The organism is Clostridium saccharoperbutylacetonicum N1-4(HMT) (assembly GCF_000340885.1).
Classification (GTDB): domain Bacteria; phylum Bacillota; class Clostridia; order Clostridiales; family Clostridiaceae; genus Clostridium; species Clostridium saccharoperbutylacetonicum.
In genome coordinates, this window is the sequence record NC_020291.1 from 6,432,396 (window position 1) to 6,447,693 (window position 15,298).

The following is a 15,298-nucleotide window of genomic DNA, read 5'->3' on the forward strand; positions in this document are numbered from 1 at the left end:
GTACATTTATGACAATTAAATATAGGATTAACTTTTATATTTCTATTAACTATTTATAACATTATCTAATTTAATTTTTAATTCATCAGTAATATTTACTAATGGAAGCCTAACTTCATCTGAATCTATAAGACCTAACTTTTTCAAACAATATTTCACTGGTGTTGGATTAGGTTCTGCAAATAATAGAGGAATCATATTCTGTAATGATTTCCACTTTTCCAGTGCTTCTTGATGATTATTCGCTCTAATCAAATTGTACACTTCAATAAATTCTTTAGTCTTTAAATGAGCAGAAGACATGATTCCACCTTGTCCTCCCATTGTAAGTGTTGTATAAAAAAGTGCATCTTCGCCTGTTAATATAGAAAAATCCTTTGGTGGATTTAATAATAATTCAATTGTTTGTTTTATATTTCCTGAACAATCTTTTATTGCAACTATATTTTTAAGTTCTGCCAGCCTTTCTACAGTTTCATTTTCAATATTAGTTCCAGTCCTGTAAGGTATATTATATAGTATTATATCTAAATCAGTTGCTTCAGATATACATTTAAAATGTTCGTAAATTCCTCTCTGATTAGGTCTTGAATAATATGGAGCTACAGATAATATACCATTAACTTTGTGCTTTTCCACCACTTTTAATTTACTTACTACCTCACTAGTATTGTTTCCTCCCAATCCAACATATATTGGTACTCTATTATTACAATACTCTAGAGTTTTAGTTAAAACTTCATCATATTCATTTGGTAGAATTGTAGGACATTCACCTGTTGTTGCCAATGGCATAATTCCTGTTACACCTTCTTCAATATAGTGATCAATCATCCTTTTATAAGATTTCAAATCTACTTGTCCATCTTTAAATGGTGTTATTAGTGGCACTAGTACGCCTTCAATTTTCATAATATTACACTCCTCAAATTAGTTTTTAACAAAAGAAAAACCGTTAGCAGGTACTAACGGGCAGAGTTAATCATATAAAGCTTTATTTAAAATCAAAATACAACAATAAATAATAATTTCATTATTATTCTAAATTTGACTAAATCCTTGTTAGCTCTCCACTTTCGTGACAGTCATACATATATTTTATGCATACCCAGAAATAAATTTTTGCATAATTTAAATCTTCGGCCATATTACCTTTCCTTATTAATCAATGTTTGCCAACTCATAATAAGTACTAATTATATATAGCACCTCTACCTAAGGTTTCTGTTATTAAATTACAATAATTATAACATTTAATTAGATTGTTGTAAATGAAACGCTTTTACAGAACGACTGAATATATAATTAAATTGCCTATTAATACTTATAATAAAAAAGATATATTATTTCATTTTCTTATACACTATTTTAATATTTTCTAAAATACTAATTTATTACTTATCTTATAGTCTTTCAATTAACCTTACTTATCTTTATAAATATATTATTATAATTTTTTTGCATAGTATATAGTTAAAAATGCTATAAAAGTTGCAAAAATGCTATTAGAAAACTATATTCCATATCTAATATATAAATAAATTAATCTTTACATAATCAAATATTAATTTATATTTTAAATTTTATACACACATATCCACATAAACAAGAAATAATCCACAAAGAAATTAAATTTATTGTGGATTATTTTTCTATTATGTTAATAATTATATGAACTTTATCTCTTAAATTGCTTTTTAAAACAATTTAAGAATAGAAATAAAAAAAGACAGTTATTACAACTATCTTTTTAACTTACCTCGCAACGTCCTACTCTGCCACACAGTCTCCCATGCAGTACCATCGGCGCTATAGACCTTAACTTTCCTGTTCGGAATGGGAAGGAGTGTTACCTCTATGCCATCATCACGAGATCTTATACAGTTAACAGTTTATGCCCTTTAGGGTATCCTGTGGACAATTCATAGTTAACAATTTTGCTGGATATTCCTTTGGAATATCTTTTTTGAAAGATTTGTTCTTTCAAAATTGCACATAGTTTTTTAATGTATTTTTACAACTTAACTTATTGGTCAAGCCCTCGACCTATTAGTATCAGTCAGCTAAATATGTTACCACACTTACACCTCTGACCTATCAACCTTGTAGTCTTCAAGGGGTCTTACTAGCTTATGCTATGGGAAATCTCATCTTGAGGGGGGCTTCACACTTAGATGCTTTCAGCGTTTATCCCTTCCCGACTTAGCTACCCAGCTATGCTTCTGGCGAAACAACTGGTACACCATAGGTCAGTCCATCCCGGTCCTCTCGTACTAAGGACAGCTCCTCTCAAATTTCCTACGCCCGCGACGGATAGGGACCGAACTGTCTCACGACGTTCTGAACCCAGCTCGCGTGCCGCTTTAATGGGCGAACAGCCCAACCCTTGGGACCTACTTCAGCCCCAGGATGCGACGAGCCGACATCGAGGTGCCAAACCTCCCCGTCGATGTGAACTCTTGGGGGAGATCAGCCTGTTATCCCCGAGGTAGCTTTTATCCGTTGAGCGATGGCCCTCCCACGAGGTACCACCGGATCACTAAGCCCGACTTTCGTCCCTGCTCCACTTGTAGGTGTCGCAGTCAGGCTCCCTTCTGCCTTTGCACTCTTCGAACGATTTCCGACCGTTCTGAGGGAACCTTTGGGCGCCTCCGTTACATTTTAGGAGGCGACCGCCCCAGTCAAACTGCCCACCTAACAATGTCCTGTCACCAGTTTCATGGCATCCAGTTAGAACTTCAATACTATCAGGGTGGTATCCCAACAACGACTCCACTAAAGCTGACGCCCTAGTTTCCCAGTCTCCCACCTATCCTGTACAGACAATACCGAAATTCAATGCTAAGCTACAGTAAAGCTCTACGGGGTCTTTCCGTCCAATCGCGGGTAGCGAGCATCTTCACTCGCACTACAACTTCGCCGGATTTGCAGTTGAGACAGTGCACAAGTCATTACGCCATTCGTGCGGGTCAGAACTTACCTGACAAGGAATTTCGCTACCTTAGGACCGTTATAGTTACGGCCGCCGTTTACTGGGGCTTAAGTTCATACCTTCGCATTACTGCTAAGTATTCCCCTTAACCTTCCAGCACCGGGCAGGCGTCAGCCCCTATACATCAGCTTTCGCTTTAGCAGAGACCTGTGTTTTTGTTAAACAGTTGCTTGTGCCTATTCTCTGCGACCTGCTTTCGCAGGCACCCCTTCTCCCGAAGTTACGGGGTCAATTTGCCTAGTTCCTTAACTGCAATTCTTCCGTCGGCCTTAGGATTCTCTCCTCATCTACCTGTGTCGGTTTGCGGTACGGGCACTACTTCTCTCTCTAGATGCTTTTCTTGGAAGCATGGAATCAGATACTTCGGTTCCGTAGAACCTTCCCCATCACGCCTCAGAATTGTTGGAACGGATTTGCCAATCCCAACTTCCTAAACGCTTAGACTAGCATCCAATAGCTAGCACATCCTATCCTTCTCCGTCACACCCTCGATATTAACGATGATAGTGGTATTGGAATATCAACCAATTGTCCATCGACTACGCCTTTCGGCCTCGCCTTAGGTCCCGACTAACCCTGAGAAGACAAACTTTACTCAGGAAACCTTAGATATTCGGCCTGTAGGATTCTCACCTACATCTCGCTACTAATGCCAACATTCTCACTCGTAATCAGTCCACCGCTCCTTTCGGTACGACTTCAGCCCGATTACGACGCTCCTCTACCGCTCACGTATAAACGTGAACCCGTAGCTTCGGTGGTAAGTTTGAGCCCCGGACATTTTCGGCGCAGGATCTCTTGACTAGTGAGCTATTACGCACTCTTTTAATGAGTGGCTGCTTCTAAGCCAACATCCTAGTTGTCTTAGAAATCCCACATCCTTTTCCACTTAACTTACACTTTGGGACCTTAGCTGACGATCTGGGCTGTTTCCCTTTTGACCATGGAACTTATCTTTCACAGTCTGACTGCCGGACTGATAGTATATGGCATTCGGAGTTTGATAAGGTTCGGTAAGCGCTATGCCCCCTAGCCTATTCAGTGCTCTACCTCCACTACTCACATTTTCCGACGCTAGCCCTAAAGCTATTTCGAGGAGAACCAGCTATATCCGAGTTCGATTGGAATTTCTCCGCTATCCACAGCTCATCCCATGCTTTTTCAACAGCAACGTGGTTCGGTCCTCCACGAGGTTTTACCCTCGCTTCAACCTGGCCATGGATAGGTCACCCGGTTTCGGGTCTACAGCATGCAACTAATCGCCCTATTAAGACTCGGTTTCCCTTCGGCTCCGTACCTTAAGTACTTAACCTCGCTACATACCGTAACTCGTTGGCTCGTTCTACAAAAAGCACATCATCACACACGTAAGGTGCTCTGATCGGTTGTAGGCATATGGTTTCAGGTTCTATTTCACTCCCCTCCCGGGGTTCTTTTCACCTTTCCCTCACGGTACTGCTTCACTATCGGTCATCAGGTAGTATTTAGCCTTGGGAGGTGGTCCTCCCTGCTTCCCACAAGGTTTCACGTGTCTCGTGGTACTCTGGTGCAGAACTGTTCATTATTATTTTCACCTACAGGACTATTACCCCCTATGGTCCAACTTTCCAGTTGTGTTCGGTTAACAATAATTTCACGTTATGTTCTGTCCGCAACCCCAGAGATAAATCTCTGGTTTGGGCTCTTTCCTTTTCGCTCGCCGCTACTAAGAAAATCGATTTTTCTTTCTCTTCCTCCAGGTACTTAGATGTTTCAGTTCCCTGGGTTTACCTTCATAAAGCTATGTATTCACTTTATGATACATGGGGTTTCCCATGTGAGTTTCCTCATTCGGAAATCTTCGGATCTCTGACTATGTGCGTCTACCCGAAGCTTATCGCAGCTTATCGCGTCCTTCATCGGCTCCTGATGCCAAGGCATTCACCATACGCCCTTTGTAGCTTGACCTAATTTATTAGTCATATCACAAAGAATATATATTCTTGGCTTTGTTGTATTTTTTATACATCAAATCTATGTGCAATTTTCAAAGAACAATTTGCTTGCTTATTACCGCCAATTGCTTCGTCAGCTGCAAATTTTATTCATTCACGTACATAAAGTACGCTTCATTTCATAAAATTTTTGCTTCCTCGCACTTGTTGCTACTAAGCTACGCAACAATTTTGCTGTTTTTTAGCAAAATTTTTTTGAAAGACTTAGTCTTTCAAAATTGAACAGAACAAATACTTTAAGCAACCTGTTGAGTAAGTATTTTAATTTTGATACATAAATGTATCTGTACTAGCCAAACATCATGTTGGTCTAGATTTCTCCATAGAAAGGAGGTGATCCAGCCGCAGGTTCTCCTACGGCTACCTTGTTACGACTTCACCCCAATCGCTGACCCTACCTTAGGTCGCTGCCTCGCTTACGCGTTAGCTCACGAACTTTGGGTATTGCCAACTCTCATGGTGTGACGGGCGGTGTGTACAAGGCCCGGGAACGTATTCACCGCGACATTCTGATTCGCGATTACTAGCAACTCCAGCTTCATGTAGGCGAGTTTCAGCCTACAATCCGAACTGAGACTGGTTTTAAAGTTTGGCTCCACCTCGCGGTTTAGCATCTCTCTGTACCAGCCATTGTAGCACGTGTGTAGCCCTAGACATAAGGGGCATGATGATTTGACGTCATCCCCACCTTCCTCCCGGTTAACCCGGGCAGTCTCGCTAGAGTGCTCAACTAAATGGTAGCAACTAACAATAAGGGTTGCGCTCGTTGCGGGACTTAACCCAACATCTCACGACACGAGCTGACGACAACCATGCACCACCTGTCTTCCTGCCCCGAAGGGCTTCCTCCATTACAGAGTAATTCAGGAGATGTCAAGTCTAGGTAAGGTTCTTCGCGTTGCTTCGAATTAAACCACATGCTCCGCTGCTTGTGCGGGCCCCCGTCAATTCCTTTGAGTTTTAATCTTGCGACCGTACTCCCCAGGCGGAATACTTAATGCGTTAGCGGCGGCACGGAGGTCATGACAACCCCCACACCTAGTATTCATCGTTTACGGCGTGGACTACCAGGGTATCTAATCCTGTTTGCTCCCCACGCTTTCGAGCCTCAGTGTCAGTTACAGTCCAGAAAGTCGCCTTCGCCACTGGTATTCTTCCTAATCTCTACGCATTTCACCGCTACACTAGGAATTCTACTTTCCTCTCCTGCACTCTAGATATCCAGTTTGGAATGCAGCACCCAGGTTAAGCCCGAGTATTTCACATCCCACTTAAATATCCACCTACGCTCCCTTTACGCCCAGTAAATCCGGACAACGCTTGCCACCTACGTATTACCGCGGCTGCTGGCACGTAGTTAGCCGTGGCTTCCTCCTCAGGTACCGTCATTATCGTCCCTGAAGACAGAGCTTTACAATCCGAAGACCGTCATCACTCACGCGGCGTTGCTGCATCAGGGTTTCCCCCATTGTGCAATATTCCCCACTGCTGCCTCCCGTAGGAGTCTGGGCCGTGTCTCAGTCCCAATGTGGCCGATCACCCTCTCAGGTCGGCTACGCATCGTCGCCTTGGTGAGCCGTTACCTCACCAACTAGCTAATGCGACGCGGGTCCATCTCATAGCGGATTACTCCTTTAATTGCTGCACCATGCGGTACTACAATCTTATGCGGTATTAATCTTCCTTTCGAAAGGCTATTCCCCTCTATGAGGCAGGTTACCCACGTGTTACTCACCCGTCCGCCGCTAATCCATTCCCGAAGGAACTTCATCGCTCGACTTGCATGTGTTAAGCACGCCGCCAGCGTTCGTCCTGAGCCAGGATCAAACTCTCAATAAAAAGTTTAATCTTAGCTTACTCAAATAAAAATTGCTGGTTTACTTAAATGTATTTATCTTATTCTGTTCAATTTTCAAAGACCATTTTCTTTCTTACAACTTTCGCTGTAATCTTTTGTTTGTTTTTGTCACTCGTAAGCGACTCGTTTATCTTATCACTTAGTCTCAAGCTTGTCAACAACTTTTTCAAAATCTTTTTTAGCTCTTTATTTATGAGCTATTTATTCATTTGCTTAAGTTGTTTACCGCTCTCAGCGACGTGTTTTATCTTAACATATCCACTTAGCCAAATTGCCATTAAATCACTCATAATTCTAATTTAGATTTATAATTCACTAATATTCTTCACTTTTCTTAATTATCCTCATATTGATACACCCCGCAGAGTTAATTGCTTACTATAAGAGTTTACATCCATAATATCAGCTTAAAATCTATTCTATCATCTTTTCTCATTAATCTTCCTTTACTCGACTCCTTATACCAATTTCTTTAGTTTATAAATCTTTTAATACTCCTATAATTCTAATAAAACAAAAAAACTACTGAGATATATTTTAGAACTGCTTAATCGCTGTGCAAAATATATATTTCAATAGTTTATTTTTCTATAATTATATTGCTATAAATATATATTATAAAAATAGCCTCTTGCTATTATTAACGTTATATTGACAGTACCTCCATATATAAAACATTTATTATAGCCTATATTACAAATCCTTATCCATAATTCATGCAGCTGCTTGTCAAAAAGTAATCCAAAAATCTTAAATCATCTGTTACTTCAGGATGAAAAGAAGTGACTACAATATTTCCTTCTCTTGCAGCTACTATATTATTATCTATCTTACATAATACTTCTACAGTTTCTTTTACATCTACTATATATGGTGCTCTAATAAAAACAAGTTCTATTTTTTCTTCAGATACTGTACTAATTGATTCATAAACTCTAAAACTATCTATTTGAGTTCCAAATGCATTTCTTCTTACTTTAATATTCATTACTTTAAGATATTCTTCTTGCCCTTCTATCTCATCTGCCAATAATATCATTCCTGCACATGTTCCCCAAGTTGGAAGTCCATTTCTTATTTTATTCCTTAATGGTTCCATTAATCCTGTTATTTTCAATAGTTTTCCAATAGTTGTACTTTCTCCTCCTGGCAATATTATTGCATCAATATCATTTAAATCTTTTTCCTTCTTAACTTCAACTCCTATATGTCCTAAATGCTTTATCTGATTTAAATGCTCTAAAACATCCCCCTGCAGAGACAAAACCCCAACCTTCATTTTACCATCCTCTTTCAGCATATTGAGTCTTTACCTCTTCTGCTGAGATTCCACTCATTGCATTTCCTAAATCTGCAGAAACTTCTGCTAATTTTTCAGAATCATTATAATAAGTAGTAGCCAATACAATAGCTCTTGCTCTTTTTTCTGGATTATCAGATTTAAATATTCCTGAACCCACAAATACACCATCACTGCCTAACTGCATCATAAGAGCTGCATCTGCTGGCGTTGCAATTCCTCCGGCTGCGAAGTTAACAACAGGTAATTTACCATTTTCCCAAACGTATTTAATTAACTCATATGGTGCTCCAAAATTTTTAGCTAAAGTCATTAACTCTTCTTTTGATGAACTTTGTATTTTCTTTATTTCCTCAGTCATCGTTCTCATATGCTTAACTGCTTGTACTATATCTCCTGTACCTGCTTCACCTTTAGTTCTTATCATTGATGAACCTTCACCAATTCTTCTTAGTGCTTCGCCAATATTCGTTGCACCACAAACAAACGGAACTTTAAAAGTTTCTTTATTTATATGGTATTTATCATCTGCAGGCGTAAGTACTTCGCTTTCATCTATGAAGTCAATATTCAGAGCTTCTAATATTTGAGCTTCCACAAAATGCCCTATTCTGACTTTAGCCATAACTGGAATAGATACTGCCTCCTGAATCTCCTTAATCATTTTAGGATCTGACATCCTGGCAACTCCACCTTCTTTTCTTATATCTGAAGGAACTCTTTCAAGAGCCATTACTGCACATGCCCCAGCTTTTTCTGCAATTATAGCTTCTTCTTTGTTTGTGACATCCATAATAACGCCACCCTTTAACATTTGAGCAAGATTTTTATTTATTGATTCTCTTCCCATAATACATAAATCCCCCTTTTTTGAATTACCCTTATAATAAAATATGTATGGATACAATGCAAATGTACCCATACATTAAAATGATACCAATCAACTTTTACTCACAAACATTTATATATCTCTTAAATTTTCCTTTACAGACATATGATTTATCAACAATTTTAAATCCTGCATCCATAATATAATTATCCATATCCTCAAAAGTAACTAAGACTAATCTATCACTAATTTTACGTGCACTTCTGATAAGAGCTGTTTGCTCCTCTATTGTCGTTGGTGTAAATAAACCATATGGCAAATCTATAATTGCAACATCGTACCTCTCTTCTATTTCATTCATATCCCCATTAGTTATTACATCTTCATAACCATAGAATTTTAAGTTTTTCTTAGCATTTTCTGCAATACTCATATTGAGTTCACATCCAACAACATTAATCTCCATTGAAAGAGCTTCAAGAATAACTGTCCCTACTCCGCAACATGGATCTATTAACTTTAACTCCAAGTTGTTTCTAACTGCTATATTTACTAGTGCTCTAGCCACTCTCACACTCAAAGAATTCGAATATGAGTAGGGTTTCTTATCATGAATATGCCACTCATAATCATTTTTCTCATACTTACCAAATATCCACTTTCCATTAATCCTTGTAATCCCAAGAATAATCTTAGGATTGTGAATTTCTGGTTCCCCTGTTATTACAAATCCAATTTGACTCAAGCTTTTAAGTCTTTCCTCATAATCTATATCCCCATATTCTGTTCTTAAGTAACAAACCTTAAAATTATCATATGCTAATTTATCCCCTATGATATTTTTCATTATTTGCTCTAATGAATCCTCTTCATATACAACTGATATCATTTCTTTTATAAAAGGACTCCTTGACGGGCAAATGTAAAAATCTGAAAACAAGTATTTTTCACTTAGAGTTTCTCCGAAAAGACACTTAATCTCCAGCTTGCATAAAGCTTCTTCAAACACAGGATACTTAATGTAGTAGAAGTACTTTTTATAATTATTATCATCTAATTTATCTTTATCCAATTAATTTCACCATCTTCGCTTTAAATATAATTTAAGTATTGATATTAGTTTAATAATACCATAACAGATGCACGAAATAATTCATATTCTATAATCTAAATAAGTGCTTCAACCCTTTTTATTCTTCAACTTTATTTAACATAACATTATTTTTCACTGTTTTGTCATATATGATAACGTTTTTATCTCTGTTTTATTATTTTTTATATAAAATATTAAATATCAATCTTGTAATAATCACTTGTATATGTTATTATATCAACAATATATATGATAACTTTATAATATTTTATCAACATATTTCGAAATTAATTATCATTTTAATATTATTGTTTAAATTAAAGGGGGATAAATATATGAAAAAAAAATTATTATCGGGAATATTAATTTCCGCTATGGCTGTTACTCTTTTAGCTGGTTGTAGTGGAAATACAGCTGGAGGCGGAAGCAATGGAGATACTATAAAAATCGGTGCCATTGGTCCATTATCTGGGGCAGCATCTACTTATGGGGTTTCAGTTAAAGAAGGTGCTCAATTATTAGAAAAAGAAGTTAATGATGCTGGCGGAATTAACGGTAAGAAAATCAAATTTGTTTTTGAAGATGACCAAGCTGATCCAAACTCATCGATGCAAGCTTTCAATAAACTTGTTGATGATGAAAAAGTATGTGCGATTTTAGGACCTGTTACATCAGGTGCAACACTTGCAGTCGCTCCAAATGCAACATCAAAGCAAATTCCTATGATAACTCCAACAGCTACAGAACCAACAATAACTAAAGTTGGTGGAGATTATATGTTTAGAGGTTGTTTTGTAGACTCTTTCCAAGGTGATGTTCTTGCTAAATATGCAACTGAAAAATTAGGAAAGAAAACTGCTGCAGTTTTATATAATTCTGGTTCAGATTACTCAAAAGGAATAGCTGACAGCTTTAAAGCAAAATTTGAAGGTGCTGGTGGACAAGTTGGTGAATTCTTAACTTACAATGATAAAGATACTGACTTTAAAGCTCAATTAACTAAAATTAAAAGCTTAAATCCAGATGTAATAGTATTACCTGATTACTACAATGTTGTTGGTCTTATTGCTAAACAAGCTAGAGATATGGGAATAACTTCTCAATTCCTAGGCGGAGATGGATGGGAATCAGAAGAATTAACTAAAATCGGTGGAAAAGCTGTAGATGGTGCATTATATATCAATCACTACTACTCTGGAGACTCAGATGAAAATGTAAAGAAATTCGTTGAATCATACAAGAAAGAATATAACAAAGAACCAGATGCTTTCGCTGCTCTTTCATATGACACTTCTAAAATATTAGTAAAAGCAATCGAAAAAGCTAGCAAAACAGATGGTGCCGCTATTAAAGATGCTTTAGCTGGAATGGAAATGAACAGTGTTACTGGTAACATCAAATTTGGTAGTGACAGAAGTGCTATAAAGAGTGCTGCAATTATTAAAGTTGATGGAGATAAGAAAGTTTTGGCTGGTAAAGTTAATCCTTAATCATTAAAAAAAGGAGGAATATACAATGGAATTTATACAACAAATCATTAATGGTTTAGCTTTAGGTAGCGTATATGCCCTCCTAGCATTAGGATATACAATGGTATATGGAATCATACAGTTAATAAACTTTGCTCATGGTGAAATTTATATGATAGGAGCCTTTTCAGGCTTCTATTGTGCTTCAACATTAAAATTGCCATTAATCCCAACATTATTAGTTGCTATGGCAGTTTCAGCATTAGCAGGAATAATAATAGAGAAGGTTGCTTATAAACCACTTAGAAATTCTCCAAGAATTGCATTACTTATTACAGCAATTGGTGTTTCTTTATTCTTACAAAATGCTATGAGATTATTAGTTGGATCTAATCCAAAACCATTCCCTGATTTAATTAATGCTGGGAGTATTAATATAGGTGCTATTCAAATTGATATGAAGACAATATTAATGTTTGGAGTTTCTGCACTTCTTGTTGTTTTACTACAATTTATTGTTTACAAAACTAAAGTTGGGAAAGCTATGAGAGCCTCTTCTCAAGATATGGAAGCTGCTTCTCTTATGGGTATAAATGTTGATAACACTATTTCACTTACCTTCGCTATTGGCTCTGCCTTAGCTGGTATAGCTGGAGTTTTAGTTGCAATATCTTACCCTAGCATTACTCCTTATATGGGAGCTATGCCTGGACTTAAAGCTTTCGTTGCTGCAGTACTTGGTGGAATTGGAAGTATACCAGGAGCCCTTGTTGGTGGACTTGCTATAGGCTTACTTGAAACTTTTTCTAAAGCTTATATCTCAACCAACTTCTCTGATGCAATAGTTTTTGCAATTTTAATTATAATACTTTTAATTAAGCCTTCTGGTCTATTGGGTAAAAAGACCAATGTGAAAGTGTAGGTGTTAATTATGAAGAATTTGTTTAATAAAAAGAATATATGTATTGCTGCCGGAGTTTTAATAACTTATGGAGTATTGTTTGGTTTAATAAGTGCTGGTGCTATTAACTCATATTACAAAGGAATTATTACTTTTGCTTTAATTAATGTTGTCTTAGCAGTATCACTAAATTTAATTGTTGGATTTACAGGACAATTATGTTTAGGACATGCTGGTTTTATGTCAATAGGCGCATATGTATCTGCTATGGTTACACAAAAAGCACACATGCCCTTTGTTGTTTCAATTATTATTGGTGCAGTAATTGCATGTATATTAGCAGCATTAGTTGGATATCCTACACTAAAGCTTACAGGTGACTATTTTGCAATAACTACATTAGCCTTTTGTCAAATTATCCAAATAGTAATTATGAATATTGATACAGTTGGTGGGGCGCGTGGACTTACTGGTATACCAACAAAAACTACTTTTACAGTTGCTTTTGTCTTTATGGTGGCCAGCATAGTTATAATAAAGAATATAATTAATTCATCGCAAGGGAGAGCAATGCTTTCAATTCGTGAAAATGAAATAGCTGCTGAATCTATGGGAATCAACGCATTAAAATATAAAATGATGGCATTTATTATAGCTGCATTTTTTGCTGGACTTGCTGGAGGACTATATGCTCATTATTCAGGTTATATAAAACCAGATCTTTTCGACTTTAACAAATCAATTGATTATTTAACTTTCGTTGTATTTGGTGGTATGGGATCTTTATCTGGTTCAATTATTTCAGCTATAATGTTAACTTTCTTACCAGAACTTTTAAGAAGCATGGGTGATTTCAGAATGGTTATTTATCCATTAGCTTTAATACTTCTTATGATATTCAGACCTGAAGGATTGCTTGGAGATAAGGAAATTTCTCTTAAAATCTTCGGCAAAATAATACCAAGTAAAAAGTCAAAGGACAGAGAGGAGGCATAATTCAATGTTAGAAGTTCAAAATTTATCAATTGTATTCGGTGGATTAAAGGCAGTTTCAGATTTTAATCTTACTATAAATGAAAAAGAAATTGTTGGACTTATTGGACCTAATGGTGCTGGTAAAACTACTGTATTTAACATGTTAACTGGCGTTTATACTCCAACTGAGGGTACTATATCCTATCTTGGGGAAAAGATTCAAGGTCTTAAACCATACAATATCACTCAAAAGAAAATAGCTAGAACCTTTCAAAATATACGTCTATTTTCTCATCTTTCTGTTCTTGATAATGTAAAAGTAAGTTTTAACTATAGAATAAATTATTCTCTATTTGATTCTATCTTTAGAACTCCTAAATTTAGAAAAACTGAAGCTGAAATTATAGATAAGAGCATTGAATTATTAAAAGTCTTTTCTCTTGATGGAAAAAAAGATGAATTAGCTAGCAATCTTCCTTATGGAGAACAAAGAAAACTTGAAATTGTAAGAGCCTTAGCAGCTGAGCCATCTCTTTTATTATTAGATGAACCTGCTGCTGGTATGAATCCTCAAGAAACAGTAGAGCTTACTGAACTTATAGACTGGATTAAAGAAAAATTTAATATTTCAATTCTTTTAATTGAACATGATATGAAACTAGTTATGGGAATTTGTGATAAAATTGCTGTTCTTGATTACGGAAAGAAAATAGCTGAAGGTACCCCTGAGGAAATTAAAAACAACCCTAAGGTAATTGAAGCTTATCTTGGAGAGGGGGCTTAAAAAATGCTTAAAGTAGAAAATATTAATCTATATTATGGTGTAATTCATGCCCTAAGGGATATTTCCCTTGAAGTAAAGCAAGGTGAAATAGTAACATTAATAGGTGCCAATGGTGCTGGCAAGACTTCTACCCTTAGAGCTATATCAGGACTTCAACCTATAAAGTCAGGTAAGGTTACTTTTAAAAATTCAGAATTAAGTAGAACTCCAGCTAATAAAATAGTTTCTCTTGGCCTTTCACATGTACCTGAAGGAAGAAGAGTTTTCCCTCAGTTAACGGTTTTAGAAAATCTAGAGTTGGGTGCTTATTTAAGAAAAGATAAAGCTGGAATAAAGCAAGACTTGGAGATGGTCTTTGCTAAATTTCCAAGATTAAAAGAAAGAATAAAACAACAAGCAGGTACACTTTCTGGTGGTGAACAGCAAATGCTTGCAATAGGAAGAGCTCTTATGAATAGACCGGAAATGTTAATCTTAGATGAACCTTCAATGGGACTTGCGCCTCTTGTGGTTAAAGATATCTTTGATACAATTGTTGAAATCAATAAATCAGGGACTACTATACTTTTGGTTGAGCAAAATGCAAATATGGCATTAGCTATTGCAGATAGAGCTTATGTTCTTGAAACAGGAAGAATAGTTAAGTCTGGAGATGCACAAGTACTTCTTAATGATGAAAGTATTAAGAGTGCTTATCTTGGAGAATAAAAAATTTAATTAAATTTTTAATAAAAGGCTGATAAAATTTATCGGTCTTTTATTATTGTGTTTTTGTATAACATTGAAACTTTGATTTAAACTGAATATCTTCTTAACCTATAAGAAACACTATTAGTATATAGATTATTTATTTAGGAGGTCAAATTTATGAATAAAGAAGAAAATAGTTCACTACATGACAAAGCTAAGAAAATGATGATTGATGGTGAGTCTTGGGATTCCATAATGGAAAAAACTCATTTAAGATTAAAAGATTTAAGAAGAATTCAAATTAATGAAATAGATCCTAAATTTTAATAAATTATTTATAAAATTTAAATTTATAGTACCTTAACCCCTTTAGAAATAGCTATTTATGGATTACCTAAAATTTTCTATATATA

General features: G+C 36.2%; 10 protein-coding genes, 3 rRNA genes and 1 riboswitch. Of the genes, 6 read left to right on the forward strand and 7 right to left on the reverse strand.

Features of this window, described 5'->3' with window-relative positions; all coding sequences use genetic code 11:
- Window positions 1-45: 45 nt before the first annotated feature.
- The 7 genes from dapA to CSPA_RS27975 all read right to left on the reverse strand — a co-directional run bounded on the left by dapA (window position 46) and on the right by CSPA_RS27975 (window position 10,045).
- Complete coding sequence (dapA, locus tag CSPA_RS27945) at window positions 46-912, reverse strand: 4-hydroxy-tetrahydrodipicolinate synthase (protein WP_015395783.1); 867 nt, start codon at window positions 910-912, stop codon at window positions 46-48.
- Between the two features lie 143 nt (window positions 913-1,055).
- Window positions 1,056-1,222, reverse strand: a riboswitch (Lysine riboswitch).
- A gap of 535 nt (window positions 1,223-1,757) precedes the next feature.
- Window positions 1,758-1,874 (reverse strand): 5S ribosomal RNA (gene rrf / locus CSPA_RS27950).
- 155 nt (window positions 1,875-2,029) lie between these two features.
- A 23S ribosomal RNA gene (locus CSPA_RS27955) occupies window positions 2,030-4,939 on the reverse strand.
- Between the two features lie 373 nt (window positions 4,940-5,312).
- A 16S ribosomal RNA gene (locus tag CSPA_RS27960) occupies window positions 5,313-6,825 on the reverse strand.
- The 16S, 23S and 5S rRNA genes sit together here, the layout of an rRNA operon.
- A 722-nt stretch (window positions 6,826-7,547) precedes the next feature.
- Window positions 7,548-8,123 carry a pyridoxal 5'-phosphate synthase glutaminase subunit PdxT gene (gene pdxT, locus CSPA_RS27965; RefSeq protein WP_015395784.1) on the reverse strand — a complete coding sequence of 192 codons (576 nt, stop codon included), beginning with the start codon at window positions 8,121-8,123 and terminating at the stop codon, window positions 7,548-7,550.
- Between the two features lies 1 nt (window position 8,124).
- Window positions 8,125-8,994, reverse strand: a complete 870-nt coding sequence (gene pdxS, locus CSPA_RS27970; RefSeq protein ID WP_015395785.1) for a pyridoxal 5'-phosphate synthase lyase subunit PdxS — start codon at window positions 8,992-8,994, stop codon at window positions 8,125-8,127.
- A 97-nt stretch (window positions 8,995-9,091) separates the two neighbouring features.
- Complete coding sequence (locus CSPA_RS27975) at window positions 9,092-10,045, reverse strand: TRM11 family SAM-dependent methyltransferase (RefSeq protein WP_015395786.1); 954 nt, start codon at window positions 10,043-10,045, stop codon at window positions 9,092-9,094.
- Between the two features lie 356 nt (window positions 10,046-10,401).
- Between CSPA_RS27975 and CSPA_RS27980 the strand changes: the two genes are divergently transcribed.
- The 6 genes from CSPA_RS27980 to CSPA_RS30430 all read left to right on the forward strand — a co-directional run bounded on the left by CSPA_RS27980 (window position 10,402) and on the right by CSPA_RS30430 (window position 15,212).
- Window positions 10,402-11,556, forward strand: coding sequence for an ABC transporter substrate-binding protein (locus CSPA_RS27980; protein ID WP_015395787.1), 1,155 nt, complete (start codon window positions 10,402-10,404; stop codon window positions 11,554-11,556).
- 25 nt (window positions 11,557-11,581) lie between these two features.
- Window positions 11,582-12,457: a branched-chain amino acid ABC transporter permease gene (locus CSPA_RS27985; protein WP_015395788.1), complete on the forward strand. Its 876-nt coding sequence runs from the start codon at window positions 11,582-11,584 to the stop codon at window positions 12,455-12,457.
- A 9-nt stretch (window positions 12,458-12,466) separates the two neighbouring features.
- Entirely contained in the window at window positions 12,467-13,432 is a 966-nt protein-coding gene (locus CSPA_RS27990; RefSeq protein ID WP_015395789.1) for a branched-chain amino acid ABC transporter permease, read from the forward strand.
- A 4-nt stretch (window positions 13,433-13,436) separates the two neighbouring features.
- Window positions 13,437-14,195 carry an ABC transporter ATP-binding protein gene (locus CSPA_RS27995; RefSeq protein WP_015395790.1) on the forward strand — a complete coding sequence of 253 codons (759 nt, stop codon included), beginning with the start codon at window positions 13,437-13,439 and terminating at the stop codon, window positions 14,193-14,195.
- Between the two features lie 3 nt (window positions 14,196-14,198).
- Window positions 14,199-14,903: an ABC transporter ATP-binding protein gene (locus CSPA_RS28000; protein ID WP_015395791.1), complete on the forward strand. Its 705-nt coding sequence runs from the start codon at window positions 14,199-14,201 to the stop codon at window positions 14,901-14,903.
- 159 nt (window positions 14,904-15,062) lie between these two features.
- Entirely contained in the window at window positions 15,063-15,212 is a 150-nt protein-coding gene (locus CSPA_RS30430) for a hypothetical protein (protein WP_015395792.1), read from the forward strand.
- Window positions 15,213-15,298 lie beyond the last annotated feature (86 nt).

Excerpts from the sequence above, each read along its gene's own strand:
- dapA (WP_015395783.1), bottom strand. The coding sequence starts at position 912 with ATGAAAATTGAAGGCGTACTAGTGCCACTAATAACACCATTTAAAGAT.
- pdxT (WP_015395784.1), bottom strand. The coding sequence starts at position 8,123 with ATGAAGGTTGGGGTTTTGTCTCTGCAGGGGGATGTTTTAGAGCATTTA.
- pdxS (WP_015395785.1), bottom strand. The coding sequence starts at position 8,994 with ATGGGAAGAGAATCAATAAATAAAAATCTTGCTCAAATGTTAAAGGGT.
- CSPA_RS27980 (WP_015395787.1), top strand. The coding sequence starts at position 10,402 with ATGAAAAAAAAATTATTATCGGGAATATTAATTTCCGCTATGGCTGTT.
- CSPA_RS27985 (WP_015395788.1), top strand. The coding sequence starts at position 11,582 with ATGGAATTTATACAACAAATCATTAATGGTTTAGCTTTAGGTAGCGTA.
- CSPA_RS27990 (WP_015395789.1), top strand. The coding sequence starts at position 12,467 with ATGAAGAATTTGTTTAATAAAAAGAATATATGTATTGCTGCCGGAGTT.
- CSPA_RS27995 (WP_015395790.1), top strand. The coding sequence starts at position 13,437 with ATGTTAGAAGTTCAAAATTTATCAATTGTATTCGGTGGATTAAAGGCA.
- CSPA_RS28000 (WP_015395791.1), top strand. The coding sequence starts at position 14,199 with ATGCTTAAAGTAGAAAATATTAATCTATATTATGGTGTAATTCATGCC.
- CSPA_RS30430 (WP_015395792.1), top strand. The coding sequence starts at position 15,063 with ATGAATAAAGAAGAAAATAGTTCACTACATGACAAAGCTAAGAAAATG.